Annotated in this window: 24 protein-coding genes; 13 read left to right on the top strand and 11 right to left on the bottom strand. The window is 39.1% G+C overall.

The annotated features are described in order from the left end of the window. Window positions 1-250: 250 nt before the first annotated feature. The 3 genes from SLP02_RS22125 (at window position 251) to SLP02_RS22115 (ending at window position 2831) form a co-directional block, all read left to right on the top strand. Window positions 251-1234 carry a phosphotransferase gene (locus tag SLP02_RS22125; RefSeq protein ID WP_319422886.1) on the top strand — a complete coding sequence of 328 codons (984 nt, stop codon included), beginning with the start codon at window positions 251-253 and terminating at the stop codon, window positions 1232-1234. A gap of 255 nt (window positions 1235-1489) precedes the next feature. Continuing rightward, window positions 1490-1987 (top strand): DUF29 family protein, encoded by a 498-nt coding sequence (locus SLP02_RS22120; RefSeq protein ID WP_319422885.1) that lies wholly within the window; start codon window positions 1490-1492, stop codon window positions 1985-1987. Window positions 1988-2213: 226 nt separating this feature from the next. Next, complete coding sequence (locus SLP02_RS22115) at window positions 2214-2831, top strand: precorrin-8X methylmutase (RefSeq protein WP_319422884.1); 618 nt, start codon at window positions 2214-2216, stop codon at window positions 2829-2831. Between the two features lie 32 nt (window positions 2832-2863). Here SLP02_RS22115 and SLP02_RS22110 read toward each other — a convergent pair whose 3' ends face one another. Both SLP02_RS22110 and dapB read right to left on the bottom strand, forming a co-directional pair. Beyond that, complete coding sequence (locus SLP02_RS22110) at window positions 2864-3565, bottom strand: phosphate ABC transporter permease (RefSeq protein WP_413467274.1); 702 nt, start codon at window positions 3563-3565, stop codon at window positions 2864-2866. Between the two features lie 30 nt (window positions 3566-3595). After that, the gene (dapB, locus tag SLP02_RS22105; RefSeq protein ID WP_319422882.1) at window positions 3596-4423 is read right to left on the bottom strand and encodes a 4-hydroxy-tetrahydrodipicolinate reductase; all 828 of its coding nucleotides are present in this window, start codon (window positions 4421-4423) and stop codon (window positions 3596-3598) included. A gap of 111 nt (window positions 4424-4534) precedes the next feature. Between dapB and SLP02_RS22100 the strand changes: the two genes are divergently transcribed. Both SLP02_RS22100 and SLP02_RS22095 read left to right on the top strand, forming a co-directional pair. Continuing rightward, window positions 4535-5098, top strand: coding sequence for a Uma2 family endonuclease (locus SLP02_RS22100; protein WP_319422881.1), 564 nt, complete (start codon window positions 4535-4537; stop codon window positions 5096-5098). Window positions 5099-5259: 161 nt separating this feature from the next. Further along, complete coding sequence (locus tag SLP02_RS22095) at window positions 5260-6564, top strand: GspE/PulE/PilB domain-containing protein (protein ID WP_319422880.1); 1305 nt, start codon at window positions 5260-5262, stop codon at window positions 6562-6564. A 71-nt stretch (window positions 6565-6635) separates the two neighbouring features. Here the strand turns inward: SLP02_RS22095 and SLP02_RS22090 are convergent, their stop codons facing one another. The 4 genes from SLP02_RS22090 to alr all read right to left on the bottom strand — a co-directional run bounded on the left by SLP02_RS22090 (window position 6636) and on the right by alr (window position 10266). Further along, window positions 6636-7070 carry a CAAD domain-containing protein gene (locus SLP02_RS22090; RefSeq protein WP_319422879.1) on the bottom strand — a complete coding sequence of 145 codons (435 nt, stop codon included), beginning with the start codon at window positions 7068-7070 and terminating at the stop codon, window positions 6636-6638. Between the two features lie 429 nt (window positions 7071-7499). Continuing rightward, on the bottom strand, window positions 7500-8375 hold the full coding sequence (locus tag SLP02_RS22085) for a 6-carboxytetrahydropterin synthase (RefSeq protein WP_319422878.1): 876 nt from the start codon (window positions 8373-8375) through the stop codon (window positions 7500-7502). A 157-nt stretch (window positions 8376-8532) separates the two neighbouring features. After that, window positions 8533-9051: a hypothetical protein gene (locus SLP02_RS22080; protein ID WP_319422877.1), complete on the bottom strand. Its 519-nt coding sequence runs from the start codon at window positions 9049-9051 to the stop codon at window positions 8533-8535. A gap of 24 nt (window positions 9052-9075) precedes the next feature. Further along, window positions 9076-10266, bottom strand: a complete 1191-nt coding sequence (gene alr, locus SLP02_RS22075) for an alanine racemase (protein ID WP_319422876.1) — start codon at window positions 10264-10266, stop codon at window positions 9076-9078. Between the two features lie 349 nt (window positions 10267-10615). On the opposite strand from alr, the gene SLP02_RS22070 reads away from it, so the two are divergent. Then, window positions 10616-11113, top strand: coding sequence for an HNH endonuclease (locus SLP02_RS22070; RefSeq protein WP_319422875.1), 498 nt, complete (start codon window positions 10616-10618; stop codon window positions 11111-11113). Between the two features lie 171 nt (window positions 11114-11284). Next, complete coding sequence (locus SLP02_RS22065) at window positions 11285-12517, top strand: DHH family phosphoesterase (RefSeq protein ID WP_319422874.1); 1233 nt, start codon at window positions 11285-11287, stop codon at window positions 12515-12517. Between the two features lie 207 nt (window positions 12518-12724). Here the strand turns inward: SLP02_RS22065 and SLP02_RS22060 are convergent, their stop codons facing one another. Further along, on the bottom strand, window positions 12725-13495 hold the full coding sequence (locus SLP02_RS22060) for a cobalt-precorrin-6A reductase (protein ID WP_319422873.1): 771 nt from the start codon (window positions 13493-13495) through the stop codon (window positions 12725-12727). 93 nt (window positions 13496-13588) lie between these two features. Then, the gene (locus tag SLP02_RS22055) at window positions 13589-13783 is read right to left on the bottom strand and encodes a hypothetical protein (RefSeq protein WP_319422872.1); all 195 of its coding nucleotides are present in this window, start codon (window positions 13781-13783) and stop codon (window positions 13589-13591) included. Between the two features lie 325 nt (window positions 13784-14108). Between SLP02_RS22055 and SLP02_RS22050 the strand changes: the two genes are divergently transcribed. The 3 genes from SLP02_RS22050 (at window position 14109) to ltrA (ending at window position 19682) form a co-directional block, all read left to right on the top strand. Beyond that, complete coding sequence (locus tag SLP02_RS22050) at window positions 14109-16625, top strand: mannose-1-phosphate guanyltransferase (protein ID WP_319422871.1); 2517 nt, start codon at window positions 14109-14111, stop codon at window positions 16623-16625. A gap of 112 nt (window positions 16626-16737) precedes the next feature. Further along, window positions 16738-17319: a single-stranded DNA-binding protein gene (locus tag SLP02_RS22045; RefSeq protein ID WP_319422870.1), complete on the top strand. Its 582-nt coding sequence runs from the start codon at window positions 16738-16740 to the stop codon at window positions 17317-17319. 581 nt (window positions 17320-17900) lie between these two features. Further along, window positions 17901-19682 (top strand): group II intron reverse transcriptase/maturase, encoded by a 1782-nt coding sequence (gene ltrA, locus SLP02_RS22040; RefSeq protein WP_319422869.1) that lies wholly within the window; start codon window positions 17901-17903, stop codon window positions 19680-19682. A gap of 19 nt (window positions 19683-19701) precedes the next feature. Here the strand turns inward: ltrA and SLP02_RS22035 are convergent, their stop codons facing one another. From SLP02_RS22035 to SLP02_RS22025, 3 genes are all read right to left on the bottom strand, one after another. Continuing rightward, a complete protein-coding gene (locus SLP02_RS22035) occupies window positions 19702-19827 on the bottom strand; it encodes a hypothetical protein (protein WP_319422868.1) in 126 nt (41 codons plus the stop codon). Between the two features lie 39 nt (window positions 19828-19866). Then, window positions 19867-20061, bottom strand: a complete 195-nt coding sequence (locus SLP02_RS22030) for a pentapeptide repeat-containing protein (RefSeq protein WP_319422867.1) — start codon at window positions 20059-20061, stop codon at window positions 19867-19869. 153 nt (window positions 20062-20214) lie between these two features. Continuing rightward, a complete protein-coding gene (locus SLP02_RS22025; RefSeq protein WP_319422866.1) occupies window positions 20215-20745 on the bottom strand; it encodes a YraN family protein in 531 nt (176 codons plus the stop codon). 124 nt (window positions 20746-20869) lie between these two features. Here SLP02_RS22025 and SLP02_RS22020 point away from each other — a divergent pair, with 124 nt between their 5' ends. The 3 genes from SLP02_RS22020 to SLP02_RS22010 all read left to right on the top strand — a co-directional run bounded on the left by SLP02_RS22020 (window position 20870) and on the right by SLP02_RS22010 (window position 24152). After that, a complete protein-coding gene (locus SLP02_RS22020) occupies window positions 20870-21958 on the top strand; it encodes an ATP-grasp domain-containing protein (RefSeq protein ID WP_319422865.1) in 1089 nt (362 codons plus the stop codon). 94 nt (window positions 21959-22052) lie between these two features. Then, window positions 22053-22808, top strand: a complete 756-nt coding sequence (locus SLP02_RS22015) for a DUF1995 family protein (RefSeq protein ID WP_319422864.1) — start codon at window positions 22053-22055, stop codon at window positions 22806-22808. A gap of 390 nt (window positions 22809-23198) precedes the next feature. Then, window positions 23199-24152 carry a glycerate kinase gene (locus SLP02_RS22010; protein WP_319422863.1) on the top strand — a complete coding sequence of 318 codons (954 nt, stop codon included), beginning with the start codon at window positions 23199-23201 and terminating at the stop codon, window positions 24150-24152. Window positions 24153-24457: the final 305 nt, after the last annotated feature.

Raw genomic sequence — 24457 nt, 5'->3', positions numbered from 1 at the left:
TGACTGTAATTTTCTGAGTGCATTAATGCAATTTGCGCTGCTCGTAATTTGTAGCTTTTGGTATCAAAGGCTACTTAAACCATGGCAGATAGCAGATAATCTTAGTATATCTGTCCACAAAGTTTTGGTAAACAGCAGGAATCTAGCTAGATAAAAAGCGCATACTTTTAATCTTTTGTCTCCTGAATCAACCACTACTGAGGATAGGTCAACTTATACTCAGTAAAAGGCATAATTCCTAATGGTAGCGATGGGTGTTTTTCCAGCTATCTACTCTACTCTTTCTCCTGAAGCTTTGATAGAGGAAGTGCTAGCTAGATATGAGTTAGGAGCGGTTGAGCGGTGTTTATTTTGGAATCGTGGTTTAAGCGATATCTATTTGATAGACGCTAAAAATCAATCCTATATCCTCAAAATTTCTCACCATCATTGGCGTTCTCAGTCTGAAATTCAATTTGAGCTTGAGTTTCTTGATTTTCTCCATGAGCAGGAAATTCCTGTTGCTAATCCTTTGAAGACTACAGATGGCAAGCTCTTTGTTACTATTCATGCCGTTGAAGGCGATCGCTATGCGGCTCTTTTTCCCTACGCTCCAGGAGAAGTGCCTCAAGGAGATCTAAATTTAGCTCAAAGCCAAATCTTAGGTCAAACTTTAGGCAAAATACATCAAACATCTTTACACTTTCATAACTCGACTCCTCGTCAGCCTCTAGATATTAAATATTTGCTGAATGATTCACTAGCTGTAATAAGCCCTTACTTACGTCATAGAGTAAGCGATTTGCATTACTTAAACAAGGCGATCTATAAAATTAAACAACAGTTGACTTGTCTTGAACAAGTGCCACCTCTTTGGAGCGTTTGCTGGGGCGATCCTCATAGTGGCAACGTTCATTTTACTGCGGACAATCAGATAACTCTATTTGATTTCGATCAGTGTGGTTATGGGTGGCGAGTCTTCGATCTGGCTAAATTTTTACAGGTTTCTCTAAATGCGGGCATCAATTGCCAGGTAAGAGATGCCTTTTTTAAGGGATACCAGTCAGTGCAAGAGCTTACTGATGCAGAAATGTTTTCTTTGCAAGCTTTGACTCAAATGGCTCATATATGGAATTGGGCAATCAGTATTAATGCTGCTGCAATTCATAATTGGTCTAGACTAGATGATTTCTATACGAATAAACGTCTGCATCAGTTAAAAAGATTGGGTAGTGGCGAATGGCAATTGTTCTAAGATTTACATCCGACGCTTTATTTATATTCTTCCTTTTTTTTAACAAAGCTCAAAAATTTTCCTTTTAATCCTCTGGCGATCGCGTTTTTCTATCATGATCATGCTAATTTAGCAGAAGGCTTCGATTAAAAAAGTGTTTCGAGATATTCACGAGTAGCTAAACTAGAATAAACAAAGTGATTATGATTAGGCTTATCTCTAGCCGATTGATCGGTTTTTCTTGGCATTGTTACACCAAGTGAGCATAAGACCTCTATGGAAGAGTTAACCGAATTGAGAAATAACATCATTACAGGTAAATACAGTGATGCGTTAACAATAATCGATGAACTTGAAGAAATAAGCAGACGAGATGTAATTAGAAAAATAGAGTCTTACTTAGTACGTCTAATTGCTCATTTAATTAAGAATCAGTTGGAAGAAAAGTTGACTAATTCTTGGATTGCCTCAATTCGCGACTCAATTAGACAAATAAGAAAGCTCAATCTAATGAGCAAAAACTCTTACTACATCAAGAAACAAGATTGGCAGCAATATTTAGAAGAGGCACTAGAGGCAGCTATTGACGATGCAGCTATTGAGGTTTTTGGCGGTACATTAAAGCCTTCAACAGTCTCAGCTAGGGTGAATCAAGAACAAATCTCAGCAATCGTACTTGACTTACTTGAATTGACTTATGATGTGTCGGGAAAACAGTTGTCGGAAAAAGTGAATACTTTGCTACAAAAGCTTCCAGGGGGAGAAAAACTATAAGCTAAAAAACAACATATTGCGATCGTCTGTTTTTCCTGGTAGCGTTTATTTTGTAATTTAGCAGAGTCGTTTGAATATAAAATTTAGCTGTTTACAGTTTAATTCAGCTAATCTAATAGAATATTCTACTTAAAATACTTTTTAGATTAAAGTATTGACCAACCGTTACAGTAGGTTTCGTCGTTTCACGGCAGTGTAGCGCTGACTGAAAACTAACTCAAAACAAATGAATCCACATTTTACAGAAGCTTCTTCTTTGGCAGCCATCGATCGCCAAGTTAACGGTAATAACCAAAATATTTCACCTGCTCAATATGAAATAATTCGTCAGGTTATTTACCACACGGCTGATTTTGAGTATATTTCCTTATTGAAGTTTTCTGAAGATGCACTATCAAAAGGGGCAGCATCATTAAAAGTTTCTACTCCAATTGTGGTGGATGTTCCAGAGATTCAAGTTAGTATTGTTCCTGAGCTACAGAAAACTTTTTATAATCCTGTTTATTGCTGTGCCACTATCAACAGCGAAACTCGAAATGATAAAAGCCAAATTGCTTCTGGATTAGAAGCATTAGCTAGACAACATCCCCAGGGTATTTTTATCATCGGACAAAGTGAAATTGCTTTGACAACCTTAATAAATTTGATCGAGAGTAAAACAATTAATCCTAGTTTAGCGATCGCAACTGCGCCAGTATTTACTAAACCAGAGAGGAAAAAGTTCTCAGGCTCTTCTTTTCCTCGTATTTACGTTGATGGTTCTAAAGGTAGTGCTACAGTAGCTTCAGCAATTTTAAATAGCTTAGTCGATCTGACTTGGCGGGCATATGGGCAGGATAAGTAGCCAAGGGGTATCCCCCGCAGGGAGTACTCATTTTAGCGATCGCGACGTTTAATATTGCGACTGCGGTTTCTTTTATCTACTCTTGTGGGAGTTACACCGCCCAACTGACGGCTAACCTCAGTAAAAACATCTCTTTGGATATAAGGATATTGTCCTACCCAAAGATTTTGTCTAGGAATATAGGCATCAGAAATCTTATTGATACGACCTAAATCTGGCTGATTGGACAGCAGTAATAACTCAACTGTTTCTCCAGGTTTTATGCCTTTGTAAATCCGCTGTAAAGGTGCTTGAACTGCGACTTCAAACCCTGTTTTATCCCCCAAGATCAGGTTTATCCAGCGTTCGCGATTTTCAATAATTACTAGTTCGCCTCTTTTGTTAACTGTTTCCTCTTCACCAATTAATTCCTCCGTCAAAAAAACATCTAGAACTTTACCACGCCAAAAACCAGCGTATTTGAAGCGTCGGTTGGCAGAATTACGCAAACTTGCCTGATATACAGGAAACCATAACCAATATATAGAAGCAGCACCACCCAATAGCAAAACCAAGGCTTGTCCCTGATCTCCCAATAGCAAGCCTAAAATCAAAACTACAACTACAGCCACCACCGAAATTAGTAGCCGATTTAAGACATCTGACCATTTACCCCAATAATATTTATATTGTTCTCCTGTAGCAATCAAGGGAATTAACTGTTCCATTTTTTCCCTGGTTATAGGCTTAAGCATAAGGAATTTTCAACTAGATCTAAATCAACGCTACACTATTTTTTCTAAACCATATACCAAAGAAGCCAGTTCAGTCACCTTGCGAATGGCAAGTAACACCCCTGGCATATAGCAAGAGCGATCGCTGGTATCATGACGTAGGGTATAAAGTTCACCAGGCGCACCAAATAACACCTCTTGATGAGCAATTAAGCCAGGTAAACGAATGCTGTGAATGGGAATATTACCTTCTGCTGTGCCACCTCTAGCACCAGCCATAGTCTCTTTTGATTCAACTTTTGGGGGATTATAGGCTTTACCCATTTCCCCCATCATTTGAGCGGTTTTGATTGCTGTACCACTAGGGGCATCGGCTTTGCGATCGTGATGCAGTTCAATAATTTCTACGTGGTCAAAATATTTAGAGGCGGTAATGGCTGCTTGTTGAAGCAACACCATGCCAATCGAAAAATTAGGAATAATTAGTGCGCCTGTACTGGCTTTGTCGGCGAATTCGGTGAGATCTTGTAATTGTTTATCCGTTAAACCTGTAGTCCCCACAACTGGACGCACTCCATAGGCGATCGCGCTGCGAGTATTTTCATAAACGCTATCGGGATGGGTAAAGTCTACCATTACCCCCTGTACTTTTTCTTGAGTGGCTAAGACCAAAACACTCTGCAAATCATTCAAAATAGGAACTTCTAACGCCCCAACACCAATGATTTCTCCTATATCTTGACCAAAATAATCAGGATTGAGATCTACTGCGCCGACTAACATCATGTCCTCAGCCTGAGATATAGCTTTGATTACCTCTCTGCCCATTTGACCCAAAGCACCATTAACAACTACGGGAATCGGCGATTTATCTGTCATTTGTATTTATTTTTAGCAAAAGTCCTCAGAAAAGTAATTTTAGATCAAATCAAGGACAATAAAATCGTTTTGTTACACTGAAATTATCCCGCCAAGCAGGATTTAAAGATTATGACTACTTCTCCTAATAAAGCGATAAGTCTAGATGAATTTCTTTTGTTGCCAGAAGGAAAGCCTGTTCAGGAATATATTGATGGCAAAATTATCTGTAAGCCAATGCCAAAAGGCAAACATAGTCGATTGCAGCTAAAGCTTTGTAATCGTATTAATCAAGCGGTAGAAAGCGCAAAAGTAGCCTATGCTTTGCCAAAGCTACGCTGTAGTTTTGATAATCCTTCCCTTGTCCCTGACATAGCAATATTTCTCTGGTCGCGAATCCCCTTTGATGCTGATGGAGAAATACCAAATGATTTTCTACTTTCTCCAGATTGGACAATTGAAATTCTTTCTCCCAAACAAAGAGCAAATAGAGTAACAGGTAATATTCTCTATTGTTTACAGCATGGTTGTCAGTTAGGTTGGTTAATCGATCCAGAAGATCGTTCAATTCTCATCTTCTTTCCTAATCGACAACCTGTTTTGTTGTACGAAAGAGATCGCCTGTCTGTCTTAGAAAATATTGATTTGCAACTTGAGGTGACTACAGTTTTTAGTTGGTTGAAGATGGATTCATAAGACCTCCTGCACGAATCAGAAAACCGAATGAGGTCAGAGGTCAGTAAATTGATCGTTTTTGCTAATCTTGCTGGCTGATTTGGGTAACTTAAGATTATTAGGATTTTTAAATACACACAATATTATTTAAACAAATTTTTAAGCTAGGCAGGCTCTCACCTATGAATAATGATTCCTACTTCTCTAATGATATTCAAGCAGCAATGTTTGCTGATTGTCTTGCCAATAGTAAAGAAATTTTTCAGCTAATAGATACCGTGTTTCCCGTAGATTCATGTCGGCACTACCAAGTCTTACCCTTAAAGTTAGAAGATAATAACTTAACTTTGGGTATGTTAGACCCTAGCGACGAGGAATCATTACAGTTTGTCAAGTCGATCGCCAAGGTTTTTCATTACAATCTCACTCTTAATGTAATTGATATACAAACCCATGAAATAATTCTAAATAGCTATCCTCAAAATTCTCAGCAACAGTCGCAATCACCACAAGATCAAAACAAGACTGTGATTGATACTAATTTTAGTGGCGGAGCAATCCCTTTGAATGAGGCGCAGCTTAACAGAAGAAAACTTGCCGATTCTGAATCAGATTCATTTTCTCCCAAATCAAATATGCCTGCTGGATTAGAAGATTTACCTCCAGATTTAGACTTTTTGAGAGACTTAGATTTAGAGTCTCCATCACCAGCTAAACCAGCAAAATCACAGGTGGATTTAGCAGCAACTCTTTATGAAATTCCTCCAGAGTTTCTCCAGCAAAAAACTTCTAATCGTCTTGACGATCGACCTACCATTATCGACGGTAATCCCGCCGAACTTTTGGCTCAATCAGCATTAGAAAAATCTCAGGCTCAAATTGCTGATGCTGAAATAGAAATTGCCGATTTAATTGAAGATATTGAAAGAGCAGCACCAGAAACCGTTGATTTTCTACCGCAGTTACAGTCTCAGCTATCATGGCAAAAATTGTTGGAGTCAGCTTTTCGACACTACAGCGATCGCCTTAAATTGACTCGCCATAGCGATCGCGGTGGTATTGTAGCTCAAAAAGATGAAAAGACTCAATCTAGTATCAAGCGGCTACCCCTGCCAACTTTTTGCTCTTTAATCGACGAAATAAAACGGATGGCAAGACTGCCGCAAAATACATCTAGTCATCCCCAAAAAGTTGTCCTAGAAAGAATCTATGAAGAAGAGCGCATTTTGCTACGCTTAGAGTTTCTAGTTGAAGGTGAAGACGAAATAATTATAGTCCAAATTTTACGCGATCGCTCTTTACAAATCTATGAGCAAAAGCAGATGGATCGAATTAGTGAACAGGCTTTACAGCTTGCCCAACAGTTGGAAAAAACCCTCAGAAAAATTCAGGCTTGTTTTGATTCTGCCGAATTAACTAACCTCAGAGAATTGCAAACAGTCCAAAGCAGAATTAATCATCAGCTAAGACTATTGGATAAAATTTAAAACCTAATAATTGTAAATAAAATTCCCCAGAAGATTATTCTGAGGAATTTAACGAACCAAATTAATTAAAACTATGATTCATCTTGACCAACAACTTGAGTCTTGAGAGATTCAAACTCCTGTACCAATTCTTGGCGAGATGATTTCGTTAGTAAATAGCGATAAACAAACCAGCCACTATAGCTCAACCCTACCAATTCAAACGTAGGTGCGAGCAAAGGAATATCATTAACAGCTGCAATAACCGCTAAAGTTACTTTTACTGCTATAATGCCTAGAAAAATCAGCAACAGATTAACTAGAGATTTTTGATTATTATCTACAAACTCTTTGATATATTCAAAAATTCTGCTTAAGAATTTTGAGCCTACATTCAAATATTCTTGAACCTGTCCATCTGCTGGAGGTGTTTTGGTCGCGGTTATTTTACCAGGGGTTTCGCTTCTTAAATCTACTGTAGCTGTCTGAGGATCGGTTGTAACTTCTGGAGTAGTATTAGATTCCATATTTTATGCTCTCCTAAGGTTTAAATGAGTATTGGTCTGTTATTACTTTAGATTTGCTGTGATGACTATACTTCTGCTAATAGTACCAAACGCTTTTAGTCTTGAGCTAAAAACTACGTAGGCAATTAACAGTCCCGACAATCTTCACACAGTATCATTCCTAATATTAGGTCAGTCTATAGGCATTAATAGGATATATTTCAGGTTTTAAACAGATTACGAGGATTATTTAGCCCAACCTGCTCGGTTAATCTTAATCACCCGCTTTAGATTGAGCTTATAATAACTTAGTCGAAACCAGTATCTCTCCGCCCAGTGTTTAACTTTAATCTAAAAAGGATACCTCACCTTAAGAAACAATATATCGATTTTGATTTCGGCTTAAATCAGTCAAAAGAACTATTTAAATATTTTCTCAAAAACTACTGCTTACTGTGAAACCATTGCTGGCTTTTTTGATTTAGTCGTTTCAGCATCTTCTTTGCTTGAACGACAATCGATCTCACAAGAGTTGTTAGGACTTTCGATTAATTTTATTTTGTCTAATTCGGCACCAAGTTCTTTAATCGGCGATCGCAATAAATCCGCAATTCTTACGGCAATATTCTCCGCAGTTGGGACAACTTCAGCAAAATAAGGAATATCTTTATTTAAGAACGTGTGGTCAAAAGGTTCAACTACATATTCATCAATGGCATTCTGTAGCGCACCTAAATCCACTAACATCCCAGTGCGATTATCAATCTCACCTGCTACGGTAACTTCTAAATGATAATTGTGTCCGTGTCCATTGGGACGAGCGCATTTTCCATAAATTTCCTGGTTTTCTTCAAAGCTGAGGCTAGGAATTGCTAAACGATGCGCTGCGCTAAAGTGAGTTTTGACTGTTAAAGTTGCTTCCATATTATTTCCTTGATAATCTGCCCAAAGTTCTGGATGTTCAAATAATTGAATATTAACTAAAGGTAGATGAGGCTTAAGCTTATTCCAAATTACCCTAGCAATATTTTCTGTGGTAGGTAATGTTTGCTTAAATTCTTCTGACCAGGCATCATTTAGATGAGAGTATTGTAGCTGGCTAGTAACTTCTCGTTTGATTACCTGTTTAACTACGGACAAGTTTTCTACCATGCCGTACCTGTCTAAATCGCCCTCTAAAGATACGTATAAAACATAATTATGTCCGTGTCCAGGAAAACGGCTACAAGCACCAAAAAGGCGTTGGTTTTCTGCTTCGTCTAATTCTGGCAACCAGTAGCGATGACTCGCGGAAAACTGAGCGCGACGATTAATAGTGCATTTCATACTACTGAGTTAATACTCTTAAAATGTAAAGTTTAGTAAATTATTATCCTATTATAGCAAGGTAGGTTTGTTCAAAATGTAAAGAGAACTGGGCGATCGCATATCCAACCAATCCTATTTTAAACACCTAGGAGAAATTTTGCCTCTTTAATAAGTCCTAACTTATTAGCTTTTGATCGACTAACTTAATCTGTTTAGGAATAGCCTGAGAATCTTTGAGTTGAGCAATATCCTCTAATATCTGTTGCTGTTGCTGCTGGATTGTATCCAAACGAGTCATAATCTCCTGTAGCTGTTCGGGATTATTAGTTATTTCGTAATTAGTGATAGTAGAGTTAACGGGAACGTTTTTAGGTTTTACTTCCCAACCAAATAGAAACTTTAGCAAGAGAAAAGGCGATCGCAGAATCCATAACCACATCCGATCTATCATCGAGGCGATCGCTCGATAAATGGTGATCGCTAAGCGAACAATTAGGACAATGCTGACCAAAGTAATGAGCAAGCTAATTAGAGGATGATTAACCAGCCAGTAAAAAAAAGGATGATTGACTAACCAGCTATTTACAGAAGAGGTTACAGATCTGCCAAGGTTATTTACTAGGCGATCATCCCAAGAAGTTACTTTGTCCATAGCATCCTGAAAAGCAAATGCAACTAGCTGTCTTGAGAGCATAGTAATTTAAAGAGTTGAATAAGTTCAATTTACATTTATTCTAGGCAATCGATGTTTAAAACCACAAAGAATTTCCCAAGATATAGTATCTAAAGCATTTGCCCAATCGTCTGCTGTAATGCTTAATTTGTTTTGTTGTCCAATTAAAGTAACAGTGTCTCCTGGCTGAACATCGGTGAGATGATCGACGTTTAGCATTAGCTGATCCATCGTAATTGAGCCGATTTGTGAGACTAATTGACCAGATACAATTGCCCGTAAACGATTAGATAAATTACGAGGAATGCCATCAGCATAACCAATACCGACAACCGCCACTTTAGTATCTTTTTGCGTTATAAATTTACGACCATAACTTACTCCTTCGCCTGCGGGAATCGTTTTTACCTGAGCAATTTTGGCTTTTAGCTGCAAAACTGGTTTAAGCTCAATCACCTGCTGTAAATGATCGGCAGGATACAAACCATAAAGAGCAAGTCCTACTCGAACCCGATCGTAATGGGTAGTGCGATCGCTTAAAGTGGCTGCGGAATTGGCTAGGTGGATTGAGGGTGACACAAAACCTTCTACCTTTAATTGTTCAATCACCTGACGAAAACGTTGATGCTGCAAGTTCATGATCCTGCGATCGCTTTCTTCAGCCGTGGCAAAATGAGAATAGATACTGGCTATCTCTAGATTAGGTAATTTTTGTACAAACTGCACAAAGGGGGTTGCTTCTTGCCAGTTAGTACCCAAACGAGACATCCCTGTATCTAGCTTGAGATGAACCAATAAAGACTTACCTAAGCCAGTCATCGTCGAAGCAAATGCTAGTGCCTGTTCTGGGTTACAAATAGTAGGCTCTAATTCCCAGGCGGCGATCGCTTTAATATCTTCGGGGGCGTTAACTGCACCTAAAATTAAAATAGGAGATGTAATTCCTGCCTGGCGTAATTCCACACCTTCAGAGAGAGTGGCGATCGCTAGACAATCTGCGCCGTTGGCTAATGCTGTTTTAGCCACGGTAACCGCACCATGACCATAGGCATCGGCTTTTACCACCGCCATTAATCTTGTCTGAGGAGCAAGAAAGTCTTTTAGAGTCCTGACATTATGAGCTAAGGCTGACAAATTTATCTCGATCCAGGCACGTTGACGACTTACCAACAGAGATAAGGAATTAAATTGTTTTTCTGCCGAATAAGCTTTGCTTTGCTGTTGCCAACCCACCATATTTAAATTGGTTTTAAAACCTAATTATTGCTTGCTATAATGCACAAATGTTAGTCGAAAAATAGATAAGGTCAAGACTTTAAGAGATTGTTGGTGAAACAAAGGACAAAATTCTTCTATTGATTATAGATATTGGGGTATTTAGGGTAGTGATGTATTTAAAGTAGGTTAATAATCAATCTCCACCATCTCCATCATCTCCCCTGTCCTTAATGTTTACTTTACAAACAGTTTCTAACTGAAATATCAGCTAGCCTAATTAACACTAAGGATTAAATAATCATTACCAAACTACACTAATTAGTTTGTCTGTGTTACTATTTCTTAATAAATAATATCAGTTGTTATTATGGGTAAGGTTTTAGTACTTAATGCCTCCTACGAACCCCTAAATATTACTAGTTGGCGTAGAGCAGTAGTATTACTGATCAAAGGCAAAGCAGAGCAGCTTGAACACAAGGGTACGGTTATCTATGCAGACTTTCCTTTACCCACGGTGATTCGCCTACGCTACTATGTAAGAGTACCTTATAAAGAGATTCCTTTAACCCGCCGTAACATTCTAGAAAGAGATTGTCAGACTTGTCAATACTGTAAAGCCAAAGGAGATCAATTAACTATTGATCATGTAATTCCTAAGTCTCGTGGCGGAGTAGATACCTGGGAAAACCTAGTAGCAGCCTGTGTTAGATGTAATGTCAAAAAAGGCAGCCGAACCCCCAAGGAGGCAGATATGCTACTACAAACTAAGCCTCGCCGTCCCTACAGTAGCCTACATTTTGAGTTAGTTAAGTATACCAGAGGCGAATCAAATCAAGAATGGAAAAAATATGTGATTGGCATATAGTTCTTAAGTCACAGATTACTTCGCCACGTCCGATATAAACGGATCGAGCTGGCTGTGACCGTTGGTCAATCGCTAAATATATCGGTTGATGATAAACTCAAAACTCTGGATACAAAGAAATATATATATTCTTTTACTTGGTGATTTCGTAGTTACCATAAACACAAAAATATGTCCTCAAACCTTAATACTTCTCTAGAACGTCGTCTCGCTGATAAACAGGTAGCTAATAAACAGCAGCTAGAAGCAGTCACAAAAACTGAGTTTCAGCCAGAAAATAAGAAGGACAGTGTTTTAGAAAATAAAGTACAGAAGTTACGTCAAACTTTAGACCAACATAGGGGCGAAAACCAAATCATAGTCATTCAGGATTTTCCCGATCCCGATGCTCTATCAAGTGCGTGGGCTTATGAACTCATTGCTGCTGAATATGATATTAGCTGCGAAATTGTCTATGGTGGCACTCTATCCCACCAAGAAAATATTGCTTTAGTTAGATTAACAGGTTTATCAGCCCAAAGATTGACCGAACAAACCTTAAAGGAAAAAGATTTATCTGCATATCAAGGGTGTGTTTTGGTTGATAGTCAAGGAACAAACAGCCAGCTTTATCCTGTGGTAGAAGAGGCTGGTATTCCCTTAGCTGTAGTGATCGATCACCACACAAAACAAAAAGAGCTAAACGCTGAATTTATTGATTTACGTCCCCAGACTAGAGCAACTGCAACTATTCTAACTCAGTATATTCAGGCGGGAATGTTAGACTTAGATAATAGCAGCGATGTTCATGTCAAATGCGCTACTGCTTTGATGCACGGTTTGCGCTCTGATACTAATCGCTTGATGCAGGCAAAAGAAGAAGACTTTGTTGCTGCTGCCTATTTAAGTCGTTTTTATGATTCTCAGCTACTAAATGCCGTATTACAGTCAGCGCGATCGCGTCGTGTTATGGATGTAATTGAACGTGCGCTGAGAAACCGGATCATCAAAAAGAACTTCTCCATCGCAGGAGTTGGCTATTTGCGCTATGATGACCGCGACGCTATCCCTCAAGCAGCAGATTTCTTAGTTACCGAAGAAGATATTCACACTGCCGTAGTTTATGGCGTTGTCCATAATGAAGACAATGACAAAGAATTAGTGATTGGCTCATTGAGAACAACCAAGATAACTCTAGACCCCGACGAATTTATCAAAGAAACATTGGGTCAAGATGCTCAAGGAAGATTCTTTGGTGGTGGTCGTTACATGGCGGGAGGATTTGAAATTCCTGTAGGATTTCTTAACGGCTTTAACGATCATTCAGAATTCACCAAGCTCAAATGGGAAGTATTTGATACTCAAATCAAACAAAAATTAATGCGCTTAGTTGAGCCAGAAGGTAACGTAATTTCTGCCGATTAATAATCTCGTTTAAGATTTGCGAAATTAACTGAGGTTAGAAACGGTGAAGCGGAGTTGATTACTAGAGTCTAGTTCACAGGTTCGCTCTTTTCTAACCAGTTGTTATTATGGGACTTTTTACGAAGTTTTGTTAGCGCAGCCGTTTTGATTATCTGTTCTATTCTGAATATTCCAGCCTGACTGTTTTCAAATAAATACAGCAAGTGCCTAAAGCTGCTGGCAAAAAGATAACACCTCTGATATTAAGTGTGTTTGTTGAGGATAAGCGACTTGAGGACGAGTAATTATAATTAAAGGAACGTTCAAATCCGCTGCAACCTGACGTTTAATATCTTCTCCTCCCGCTTTTCCTGAAGCTTTGGTTACTACCATAGATATATTCCATTGTTGCCATAAGGCTTTTTCCCAAGCTAGGTTAAAAGGTGGACGAATAGCAATTAAGCGATCGCTGGTAAATCCAGCCACCAAAGCTGTATCTATAGAAGCAACTTTAGGTAAAATTCTCGCAAACAAGGTAGCTCGATTGTGCCAAGATTGAAATAAAGGCAAAGCTTTACATCCCACCGTCAACAATACTTGCTGTTGTTTTAAATAGTCTGTCGCCAGCAAAGTTTCAAAGCTATCAAGTTCAATTACAGATGTGTTAGTAAACGCATCAGGTTGTGCTTGATAGTTATTTCTTTCGTAGCGTAGATAGGGAATATTTAGTTGATTAGATATGGCGATCGCCTGATGAGAAACCTCTACAGCATAAGGATGAGAAGCATCAACAATGGCTTTTACTTGATTTGCATGACAAAAAGACTGCATTTTTTCTCGATCCATACATCCCACTGCCGTTTCACAATCAACAGAATATAAGGATAAAGCAACCTGGGTGACAACAGTAACAATAAATACTATTTCAGAGGTAATTAGGATTTTGGCGATCGCTGCACTATCGCTTGTTCCACCAATCAGCCAAACCTTCCCTACCATAGACTCTACAAGATCTTAGTAGGGTGGGCAGAAAATAAAATTTTGTTCATTACCAAAAATATACTCAATCAATGCCCACCAAGTAACCAATAATTATCTTCCTTTTAAGGCTTTTTGAAAGTTACGACGATAGGATTTATTACTTACCAATAACACTGGCCATAATAAAGCTAGACCAACTTTTCCAGGTAAACTAGAATCGAAGTTTGTACGGCGATAACCAGACCAAAACTTCCAAATCCCACCAGCGTAAACTACAACTAAAATTAAACCAATCAACTGTAGCATCTTAATACCCGTTAATTAAACAACTAAATTAATATCAAACTATATTATTGATTGTAACAATTGTAAAAATTTCGTCCCTCAAATCTTAGATTTTGATGATTAGTAATATAATTGTCCGATCATTGTTCTAGAATACTCAGAGAGAGTGACCTAAATAATATTGCTGTCATATTAATTAACTGCTTCTTTCTACTTAAGTTAAGATTAGCAGACTAAATAATTACCAGATACAAAAAATATAAACGCCACGAGAGTGGAACATGAGCCTTGCGAAGGCGCGTTTCCTTCCGTCAACATAAAATCAACTAACAAGCAAGGAGGTGTCATGCGTGCAGTGCTAATGGCTGGCGGGTCAGGGACGAGATTACGTCCTTTAACCTGCGATTTGCCTAAGCCGATGGTGCCGATGCTCAATCGTCCCATCGCCGAACATATTATTAATCTTTTAAAACGCCATCATATTACTGAAATTATCGCTACTTTGTATTATCTTCCTGACGTTATGCGTGACTATTTTCAGGATGGTAGCGATTTTGGAGTACAGATGACCTATGCTGTAGAAGAAGAACAACCATTAGGCACAGCGGGCTGTGTTAAAAATATTCAACAGTGGTTAGACGACACTTTTGTGACCATTAGCGGTGATGCAATTACAGATTTTGATTTGCAAGCTGCGATCGCTTTTCACCGCGAGAAAAAATCTAAAGCTACTCTAATTTTAACTCGTGTGCCTAATCCAGTTGAGTTTGGGGTGGTAATTACCGATAAGGACGGCAAGATTAAACGCTTTTTAGAAAAACCTTCTCTAAGCGAAATTTTTTCGGATACGGTTAATACAGGTACATATATTCTTGAACCAGAAATTTTAGATTACCTGCCAGAAAACGAAGAGTCTGATTTTTCCAAGGATTTGTTTCCTCTGCTGCTAGCCAAAGGAGAACCAATGTATGGCTATGTTGCTGATGCTTATTGGTGCGATGTTGGTCATCTAGAAGCCTATCGAGAAGCACAATACGACGGATTAGATAAGAAAGTTGAGCTAAATTTTCCTTATCAGGAAAAGTCCGCGGGAATTTGGATCGGCAACAACACTCATATTGACTCTAGCGCGGTAATTGAATCACCAGCCTTAATTGGTGATAACTGTCGCATCGGGGCGCGGGTAAAAATTGAAGCGGGAACGGTTATTGGCGACAACGTAACCATTGGCGCAGATGCCGACCTTAAACGCCCTATTATATGGAATGGGGCTACGATAGGAGACGAAGCTCATTTACGTGCCTGTATTATCTCTCGCGGGACAAGAATAGAGCGTCGGGCGCAGGCTTTAGAAGGTTCGGTAGTGGGGTCTTTATCTATTGTAGGCGAAGAAGCTCAAATTTCTCCTGGGGTTAGGGTTTGGCCCAGTAAAAGGATTGAATCTGGTGCAATTCTTAATATCAATCTAATCTGGGGAAATACTGCCCAACGCAATCTTTTTGGGCAAAGAGGAGTCACAGGATTAGCAAACGTTGACCTTACTCCCGAATTTGTAGTTAAGTTAGGTGCTTCCTATGGCTCAACCTTAAAGCTAGGTTCAACTGTAATTGTCTCTCGCGATCAGCGTAGCGTTTCGCGGATGATTGGTCGAGCCATGATCGCGGGGTTGATGTCAGCGGGAGTTCATGTGCAAAACCTAGAGGCGACTGCTATTCCTATCGCCCGCACCATGATGGTGACAAATCTTATGGATGTAGCAGGGGGAATTCATATTCGTCTTGAACCAGATAAACCAGATTATTTATTAATTGAGTTTTTTGATCGAAAAGGAATTAGTATTTCTAAGTCTCAAGAAAAGAAAATTGAGGGGGCTTATTTTAAGGAAGACTTGCGACGAGTTGGCATTCAAGAAATTGGCAGCGTTAGTTATCCTAGTGGAATTTTAGATACCTACAGTCGCACCTTTGAAAGATACATTAATATTGAGGCGGTGCGAAATAGCAGTTCAAAAATTATTATTGATTATGTCTATGCCGTATCAGGAGCAATCTTACCCCAGCTTTTAATTAAGTTTGGCTGTGATGCGGTAGTGCTTAATGCCAGTCTTAAGGAAACCGCCGTTGTTGCTGACCAAAAAGAAGTGCTAATCGATCAGCTTGGTCAGGTGGTAGAGGCTCTTAAAGCTAATTTTGGAGTCCAGGTATCAGCCAATGGAGAGCAGTTTATTTTGGTGGATGAAGCAGGTTTGCCCATTCGCGGAGAAACTTTGACTGCTTTAATGGTCAACACGATTTTTACTGCCAATCCTCGAAGTACGGTAGTTGTGCCTGTTCATGCGTCTAGTGCAGTGGAGGAAATTGCCCGTCGTCATGACGGTAACGTAATTCGGACAAAAGTTAGTCCTACCGCCCTGATGGAAGCTTCTCAAGATAATCCTAATGTAGTGTTGGGAGGTAATAGCGATATGGGATTTATTTTTCCCCAACTCCATCCAGGCTTTGATGCAATGTTTAGCATTGCCAAATTAATTGAAATGTTAACTATCCAAGAGCGATCGCTGGCTGATATTCGTAGTGATTTACCCAATATCTGTCACAAATCCTGTTCTGTTCGCTGTCCGTGGAAGGTTAAAGGCTCTTTGATGCGTTATTTGGTAGAAACTCATCCTGCGGAAAATTTAGAGCTAATTGACGGCGTAAAAATAATTAATAACCAAAATGACAATTGGGTGCTAATTTTACCCGATGCTGGAGAACCTTTAGTTCATATCTATGCTAATAGTAGCGATCGCAACTGGGTCGAGGAACAGTTAACCGAATATCGTCTACGAATCCAAAGTTTTGTTGACCGCGAGCCAGATTAATCTGGAGATTAATCTAAAATTGCGCTTAAAATTAGTCATCGATGAAAGTCCAAGTAATAAATAGTACAATTGTTCACATATTTAATAATCTGATTATCTAAGGAGTAGTAAAATGAATAGCTGTATTTTGATGGCGCAGATAGTTAGCGATCCTGAATTACGTTCTACTCAAGATCAAAAGAGCGTATCTTCGATGATAGTTGAGTTTGAATCTACTAGAGAAGGGGAAGAACCAGGCAAAGTACAGGTTGAAGGGTGGGGAAACTTAGCCGAAGAAATTAAAAATACATACAGCACAGGCGATCGCATTATTATTGAAGGAAGGTTGTCGATGAACCTCTTTGAAATGCCTGAAGGCTACAAGGAAAAGCGTGCCAAGCTTGTTGCTTCTAAAATTTATCCTGTGGGTGGAAGTAGCTTAGATTCCTCCAGCAATCAAAATTATCAAGCATCTGGCAGTAACTCTGATAATCTTGTCAATTTTGCTCCCACTCCTCAACCTCAAGCTGCAACCGTTGCTTCTGAACCTGCCCCAGTTAGTTCTGCACCTGATGCAAGCAGTGAAAATGAAGATTGGGACGAAATTCCTTTCGTGCGACCCGTTTACTCCAGAACCAATTTCGGTTCACAGCTATGTGACTCTTGGGAATTACAAGCTAACAGATATTGGGACGGAGTAAAACAGTTTGTTTAATCAAATTGTTTAACTGGATTATTGTGGTATTGAAATTCTACCTCTCTCGACATCAGAGTAACAGCATATCCCACACTTTAAGACTGACTATCAAAAAAAAGTGTACAGCATGGGATAAAAGGCGGTAACTGATAGCCCTAATTAGAACCCCGCCAAGCATAGCTGGATATGACTACGCGAGAAACCTACATCTGACCCATCGTTATTTCGACGTAGTGAAAATGGGATGACACACACGCGACGCGGTAGCGTCGCCAGTCGTCGTAAGACGACGATCTGGGCATTCGCCCTGTACCAAAATGGTATTAGGTGAAATGTAAGATATCAATTTGAATGGGTTGGTATCGATGTCACACAATTAGCCTCGGTGGAAAGTAGGAGTCTAAGTCCAGCGTAAAACGATAATCTGGAACGGAGTAACTTCTTAGTATGCTCTTAGAAATTTTCTAAGTAGGGAGTCAACCGTATGCTACTAGGAAGCAGGATTACCTCAGAAGCCAATGCCTTAAGTAATGTCAAGGATATGCAGACAGAGGTACGGTTATTTGAAAGATAGAGTTGTAATTAGCAGTCAATAAGTTATGAACCAAGCAATGCTTAGGTATGAATGGGAAACTATTCCCTGGCGAAAGCTAGAGAAAACAGTTTTTAAGCTGCAAAAACGAATCTATCAAGCCTCTTTAAATGGTGAGAATCAACTCGTACATAGACTACAAAGACTAGTACTCAAATCCCATAGTGCCAAACTACTGGCAATTAGAAGAGTAACCCAAGACAATCGTGGCAAAAAAACCCCAGGTATTGATGGCAAAGTTGCCATTGAACCAAAGGATAGATTAAAACTAGCCCAAGAGCTAAATATAACTAAGAAGCCACAACCAACTAGAAGGGTTTGGATTCCCAAACCAGGAAAGAAGGAAAAACGTCCGCTGGGTATACCAACAATTGCAGATAGAGTTGTACAAGCTCTAGGTAAAATGGCTTTTGAGCCTGAATGGGAAGCAAAATTTGAAGGAAATTCCTACGGATTTAGACCAGGAAGAAGTTGTCACGATGCAATCGAAGCAATCTTTAAAGCTATTTGCAGGAAAAGAGCATATGTTCTGGATGCAGATATCTCAGGATGCTTTGATAATATCAATCACAATGCCCTACTGGAAAAACTTCAGACCTTTCCAACATTTCGTAGATTAATACGGAATTGGCTGAAAGCAGGAGTAATCGATAAAAATGCCTTTTACAACACTGAATCAGGAACACCACAAGGCGGGGTAATATCGCCATTATTGGCAAACATAGCCCTTCACGGTCTGGAAACAGATACCAAGGAAGCTATGTTACCTCTGCTAAAAGCTCATTGGAAGAAAACAAAAGATTATCCAAGTAGTCGTAAAGTTCTCCTTTCCAATATGAGCATCATCAGGTATGCCGATGATTTTGTTGTATTACACGAGGACAAACATATTGTCGAAAGAAGTAAGGAATACATCGAACACTGGTTACAAAATATAGGATTGGAACTCAAAGACTCCAAAACTAGAATTTGTCATACATCTGATGGAGACAAACCTGGATTTGATTTTCTAGGGTTTAATGTACGTCAACAAAATGTCAGCCTACATAACTGTGGAAAAAGTCGAATAGGCTTCAAAACCCTGATTAAACCAAGTTCCAATTCTTTGAAAAAACATCTCAAAGTCATTAAGGAAAGCTTGCGGAAATTGCGAGGAGCGAATCAAGCAGCAGTAATATCAAAATTGAATCCAATCATTCGAGGTTGGAGTCAATACTTCTGTACCGCTATTTCCCGAAAAGTCTTTGCAAAAGCAGCCCATCAGACTCACCAAAAACTATGGCAATGGGCAAAGTTTCGTCATGCTCATAAAGGACTAACGTGGATTAAGAGTAAATACTTTAAACGACATGGAAATGATAATTGGAGATTTATGGACTCCGATGGTTATTTTTTGTATCGCCATAGTGACCTCAAAATCAAAAATCATGTAAAAGTTCGAGGAGACAAAAGTCCATACGACGGAGACTATCTATACTGGTCACAACGCATGGGAAAACACCCAATGGTTAGAAATAAAGTAGCAATGCTACTGAAAATCCAGAAAGGAAAATGTTCTCAATGTTTAAACTATTTTATGCCTGGTGAAGTTTTGGAGGTACATCATGCGGATAAAAACCATGATAACAACGACAAAACAAATCTTCGGTTAATTCATGGACATTGCCATGACAATGCCCATAGAAGTAGAGGTCTGCATGACAAGCATCAAGCAATTGAGGAGCCGTGTGATTTGAAAGGAACACGCACGGTTTTGAAGCCGAGTCTGAGAGGTGACTCTCAGGCTTAGGTTAACTAAAAAGCCATGCTTAATCAAGCTTATCTAGGAGTGAAAGAATACTGCCACTAAAATACCACAGCAGTTTGAAGGGCGATATAAACTTTTTTTCGGGCGTGGCAAGCCCTCCTGCAAAGGTAAGGCGGGGCTGTTTCATTCTCTTATTTTAAGAATAGGGAAGTTGGGATTTAGGGATTTAGGGATTTAGGGAAGCTTGATAAAAAATTGCTTGTTTAAGGTTGCCGTCGCTAAAGTCAGCCTCGGCTAGTATTGCCTGACTAAAATTTATTTCAGGTAAACTGGTGTTTTTAAGAATTACTTGAGTAAGATTAACCTGTTGAAAATTTCTTTCTCCAGCTTGATATTGCCTCAAAAGTTCTTTTGCATTCATTAATTATTATGGTAAATGACTATAAAGCCAGAAAAGTTTTCTTTACATTGCTTTACAAAACCAGCAGATATTATAAGTCTAAATACTTAAATTAATGATGAATTAAGATTTAGGTAGCTAAAAGCGATCGCTGCTACTTATTGTTATCAAAAATTAAGACAAATCAAAAGCAGACTGTAAATAATTTTCAATAGTTACCTGCCATTGCTCAATATCTACTGCTTGACCTATAGTTAGTCGAGCAATTTCTTTTACATCTATCTTTTTTCTTTCCTTTGCGCCTTCGGCTAGGTCAGCATTACGTGCGTCTAAAGCCTTCGTTTGCGCCTGACGGCGACGCGGGGTCTGACCTCTTAGCGCGAGACATTTCTGATAACTAACTAAAGCCACGTCAAAGCGACAGGGTAATTCTGCTAGTTGAGGGTATTTAGCTAAAAATAAAGATGCTGTTTTGATAATTTTCTCTTGTTTAGCAGAATCAATAGCTAGTAACCCGTTTTCGTCCCAGTTGTTTTTGCTGCGGGTTTTTACTTCCACAAAAGCGATCGCCTTACTTACTCGTTCTTGAGCAATCAAATCGATTTCTCCCCAGCGACAACGCCAATTCTGCTGTAATAGCTCATAGTCTTGAATCTGCAACCATCGCCCGACTAGTTTTTCACCCCATATTCCAATTTCTTTCATTCATTCAATCTTATTGTTTACCCGCAGCTTTTGTCTTTTAAAGATGTTCGTTTAGCTACAGTTTAAAGCAAATATTTGAGGGAAGTTGAAATAGTAATTTAACAGCGGCGACTCTGAGCTAAACATGATTGACAAAATTTTTAATCACGATATCATGCACTGTACCCATGATGCGGTGATTGGTAATTACCTCTATTCTGGTAGGGTATTGGGCATAAGTGAACCCAATGACCTAATTCAACTACATCCTGAGCTTAAATCTCAATGGACGGCAATTACGGCTCACTATAGCAATATTGGTTTGAGTCATAGCCAAAATCCAATTTGGGATGTCTCTTTTGGCAAATTGAAACAATATCCAGATTATGAGCCATCAGTGTTTATTTTTAGCGAAGCTATTAATGAGTCTGGAGAAGCCGATCTCCATCAAGATTGGCAAGATGTTGTTGAGTTTATCAATTCCAAGAATAACTTTATCAGCCTGGCAGAAGAGCTAAATGTTAATATTCCTCGAACCCTTTGTGCTGAAAATCAGTCACAGCTTAAAAAGCATGATAATATTCCCTATCCTTGCTATCTTAAACCTGCGGTTTCAGTAGACGGTGTAGGCATTTATCGCTGTGCAAATCAAGCAGAGTTATATAATGCCCTAACTAAGTTAGATGACCATACACCTGTACAGGTACAGCAAGAAATAATTGCTGATAAATTTCTTAACTTGCAGTATGAGATCAAAGATGAACAAGCTCAATCTCTGGCAGCTACAGAACAAATATTAGATGGTTTTGCTCACCAGGGTAATCGTTATCCAACTGCCTATCAACCTTGGGAATTAGTTGAGCCTATGGCACAGTGGATGGCTAAAAAGGGAATGAAAGAAATCTTTGCATTTGATGTGGCGGTGGTAGATACGGATGATCGAGTAAATTATTTTGCGATCGAGTGCAATCCTAGATTTAATGGTGCTTCCTATCCTACAGGAATAGCTCAAAAGCTTGAGATCGAAAGTTGGTCGAGCGACAATTTTATCACCAAATATCGCTCGTTAGATGAGATTGATTTAGGTGAATTGGAATACAACCCAGCTACTCAAACAGGAGCGATTATCTATAACTGGGGTAGCGTCTTGGTCGGCAAACTTGGAGTGTTACTTGCCGGCTCAATTGCCGAGCAAGATGAGCTTAGACAGCTTTTAAAACAAAGATTGAAATAATCAAAACGTAAAAACATTTAGCAATTGAGGCGAACATCCGTCGCTAAAATGAATTTAATCCCCAATACTGGTTAAAGAAAGCAAATTATAATTAATGAATACTTTTCCCGAAACTTTAGATGCAGCAGTAGAACAAGCAAAAGAAGCTACTCAAGCTGCCCTTAATGATGGCTATAAATTAATTCAGGTAGAATTAGTTGTACCCGAAATTGCCCTTCAGTCTGAAGCTTTGGCTTTGGAATTTGCTAATCTCTTTACTGCTACCTATTCAGGGATAAAAGTGATGTTTCCTGATACAGGTGCAGCAGCTTTAGCAAAACGCAACTGGGGCGAACAGCCATTTCAGGTGACGGATATGGGTAGTCGTTTTACCTCAATCGAAACGCAAATGTCCCCAGAAGATCAAATTTACATCGTTGCCTGTCCTTCCTCGGTAGAGGTTGAGAGGGCGGAGAAGCTAAGTAATCTAGCTGGCGATCGCCCTGTAATCTTTCTCATTCCCCAGCTAGAAGATGTAGCCGTAGTGGGAATTGGTTTAGCAGCCAGACAGTTGCGCGATCGCTTTATTAAAAATATTTATACTTGCTATTATCTGCGTCCAATTGCCGATGGCGCAATTTTGCGCTGTCATCCTTCTGCTTGGCAAGTATGGTTAGAAAATGAGTCGGCAGAGTTGAATTATGAATTGGCGACAGAGCTTTCTACTAAGCCGATGGGAGAAGATTTAGACCGCCTGATGATACAGTTAACTAGCCCTAAAGGTGATGAAAATAGTAACGCTACCCAGCAACAAAAAAAGCCCAGCTTACTAGGTAATTTACAAAAGTTTTTAAAGGCTTTGAGTCAATAAATGTTCAAGATAAATTGGCAACCTTCAAATTTATTAGTTTTAAGCTTTAAGCTATTAGCTTCTTATTTTTTTAGCTCGCCTGTTATTATTCAAGCTACATTTACCTAGCCGTTATTCTCAACATAGCTGGAGAATCGTAATTGCTTTAGTTGATGGTATAGCGATCGCCATACTTTTTGACAGAATTAGAAAATTATGGGAATAGCGATCGCCCTGTGGTATTTCTGACTGACTTTCTACGTCAACTTAATGACAGCCAAGATCCTTACACTCTTAATTTACCCAAGGGGCAACTAAACCTTATATTGTCAGTGGACAACGCAAATTATATTTAAATCAGGTGGCAAGTAAGTTGGCTAACCAAAGCTGTTTTTAGGCACAATATTATTAATGTCTGAGTTTAATTTATCCTTACAGGTTGACAACCAAAAATTAGCAGATTTTATATCTCAAGAAATGCAGTCATCGTTTTTAGAAGATTTAGCTTCTAAAGTAATTTCTTTATGTCAAGGTTTGGGATTAACAGACAAAAACCGGGTTTTAGATAATCTAGCTAAACTATGGTTGCCTTTGGCACTAAATTTAGCGATCGCCAGACAGAAGTTAGGCAGAACATTAATTCCAGGCATTTTAGGAAGTCAAGGAACAGGCAAAAGTACTCTCTGCATCATCTTAAAATTTATTCTTAATGCTTTAGATTTTTCTGTAGCCAATCTCTCTATTGATGACCTGTATCTTACCTATCTTGAGAGACAAGCATTACAGCAGCAAGATCCTCGTTTAATCTGGCGCGGACCTCCTGGAACTCACGATGTTAACCTGGGGTTACAGATAATTGAACAGTGTTTACAGGCGAGTGATGAGCCAATTTTAATGCCTCGTTTTGACAAATCGGCGTTTAATGGTTCAGGCGATAGCACGACTCCTGAAGCTATAACCAAACCAGATATTTTGCTATTTGAGGGCTGGTTTGTGGGCGTGAAGCCGATTGCCGAAAGTTGCTTCGATCTTTCTCCTGCACCAATTATCACCCCAACAGATAAACAGTTTGCTTTAGATAGTAATCAGCGTCTACAGGCTTATTTACCTTTGTGGGATAAACTTGATTATCTAATTGTCTTGTATCCAGAAGATTATCGTCTTAGCAAACAGTGGCGCACGGAAGCAGAACATAAAATGATTGCCAGAGGAAAAACAGGCATGAGTGATGCAGAAATAGATCGCTTTGTAGAATATTTTTGGCAATCTCTTCATCCAGAATTGTTTATTAAGCCTTTAAAAAATACCGCCGATCTATGGGTTGAGATCAAAAGCGATCGCAAAATATATAGTTATTTTAAATAGCAACCGAGTGGTTTTGGGAAAAAGTAACGAGTAATGAGTAACGAGTAACGATTAGTATTTAACCTAGTTATCAATACAAAACTACTATACGCCAACTAATTAGAATGACTATAGTTCTATAACGCTTACAAAAAAAGACTTTCAGCCTTAGAAAATTAATGAGTAACGAGTAAACGTTAAGACATTTCTTAAAACTCGTTACTCATTACTCTGATTCGAGCGTTCCCTTGCGCCTGTCGGCGACGCGGGGTCGCACCGCTAATTTAACTTGGTACGACATATCTGTACACTTGCTACTCAAATAC

Origin of the sequence: Pleurocapsa sp. FMAR1, assembly GCF_963665995.1 — a bacterium.
In the GTDB taxonomy this organism is placed as follows: Bacteria; Cyanobacteriota; Cyanobacteriia; order Cyanobacteriales; family Xenococcaceae; genus Waterburya.
This window is presented reverse-complemented; position numbering and strand designations above follow the sequence as displayed.

What these genes read in the sequence shown, in the direction of transcription:
- SLP02_RS22125 (WP_319422886.1), top strand. Translation starts at nt 251, where the DNA reads ATGGGTGTTTTTCCAGCTATCTACTCTACTCTTTCTCCTGAAGCTTTG.
- SLP02_RS22120 (WP_319422885.1), top strand. Translation starts at nt 1,490, where the DNA reads ATGGAAGAGTTAACCGAATTGAGAAATAACATCATTACAGGTAAATAC.
- SLP02_RS22115 (WP_319422884.1), top strand. Translation starts at nt 2,214, where the DNA reads ATGAATCCACATTTTACAGAAGCTTCTTCTTTGGCAGCCATCGATCGC.
- SLP02_RS22110 (WP_413467274.1), bottom strand. Translation starts at nt 3,565, where the DNA reads ATGCTTAAGCCTATAACCAGGGAAAAAATGGAACAGTTAATTCCCTTG.
- dapB (WP_319422882.1), bottom strand. Translation starts at nt 4,423, where the DNA reads ATGACAGATAAATCGCCGATTCCCGTAGTTGTTAATGGTGCTTTGGGT.
- SLP02_RS22100 (WP_319422881.1), top strand. Translation starts at nt 4,535, where the DNA reads ATGACTACTTCTCCTAATAAAGCGATAAGTCTAGATGAATTTCTTTTG.
- SLP02_RS22095 (WP_319422880.1), top strand. Translation starts at nt 5,260, where the DNA reads ATGAATAATGATTCCTACTTCTCTAATGATATTCAAGCAGCAATGTTT.
- SLP02_RS22090 (WP_319422879.1), bottom strand. Translation starts at nt 7,070, where the DNA reads ATGGAATCTAATACTACTCCAGAAGTTACAACCGATCCTCAGACAGCT.
- SLP02_RS22085 (WP_319422878.1), bottom strand. Translation starts at nt 8,375, where the DNA reads ATGAAATGCACTATTAATCGTCGCGCTCAGTTTTCCGCGAGTCATCGC.
- SLP02_RS22080 (WP_319422877.1), bottom strand. Translation starts at nt 9,051, where the DNA reads ATGCTCTCAAGACAGCTAGTTGCATTTGCTTTTCAGGATGCTATGGAC.
- alr (WP_319422876.1), bottom strand. Translation starts at nt 10,266, where the DNA reads ATGGTGGGTTGGCAACAGCAAAGCAAAGCTTATTCGGCAGAAAAACAA.
- SLP02_RS22070 (WP_319422875.1), top strand. Translation starts at nt 10,616, where the DNA reads ATGGGTAAGGTTTTAGTACTTAATGCCTCCTACGAACCCCTAAATATT.
- SLP02_RS22065 (WP_319422874.1), top strand. Translation starts at nt 11,285, where the DNA reads ATGTCCTCAAACCTTAATACTTCTCTAGAACGTCGTCTCGCTGATAAA.
- SLP02_RS22060 (WP_319422873.1), bottom strand. Translation starts at nt 13,495, where the DNA reads ATGGTAGGGAAGGTTTGGCTGATTGGTGGAACAAGCGATAGTGCAGCG.
- SLP02_RS22055 (WP_319422872.1), bottom strand. Translation starts at nt 13,783, where the DNA reads ATGCTACAGTTGATTGGTTTAATTTTAGTTGTAGTTTACGCTGGTGGG.
- SLP02_RS22050 (WP_319422871.1), top strand. Translation starts at nt 14,109, where the DNA reads ATGCGTGCAGTGCTAATGGCTGGCGGGTCAGGGACGAGATTACGTCCT.
- SLP02_RS22045 (WP_319422870.1), top strand. Translation starts at nt 16,738, where the DNA reads ATGAATAGCTGTATTTTGATGGCGCAGATAGTTAGCGATCCTGAATTA.
- ltrA (WP_319422869.1), top strand. Translation starts at nt 17,901, where the DNA reads ATGAACCAAGCAATGCTTAGGTATGAATGGGAAACTATTCCCTGGCGA.
- SLP02_RS22035 (WP_319422868.1), bottom strand. Translation starts at nt 19,827, where the DNA reads ATGAAACAGCCCCGCCTTACCTTTGCAGGAGGGCTTGCCACGCCCGAA.
- SLP02_RS22030 (WP_319422867.1), bottom strand. Translation starts at nt 20,061, where the DNA reads ATGAATGCAAAAGAACTTTTGAGGCAATATCAAGCTGGAGAAAGAAAT.
- SLP02_RS22025 (WP_319422866.1), bottom strand. Translation starts at nt 20,745, where the DNA reads ATGAAAGAAATTGGAATATGGGGTGAAAAACTAGTCGGGCGATGGTTG.
- SLP02_RS22020 (WP_319422865.1), top strand. Translation starts at nt 20,870, where the DNA reads ATGATTGACAAAATTTTTAATCACGATATCATGCACTGTACCCATGAT.
- SLP02_RS22015 (WP_319422864.1), top strand. Translation starts at nt 22,053, where the DNA reads ATGAATACTTTTCCCGAAACTTTAGATGCAGCAGTAGAACAAGCAAAA.
- SLP02_RS22010 (WP_319422863.1), top strand. Translation starts at nt 23,199, where the DNA reads ATGTCTGAGTTTAATTTATCCTTACAGGTTGACAACCAAAAATTAGCA.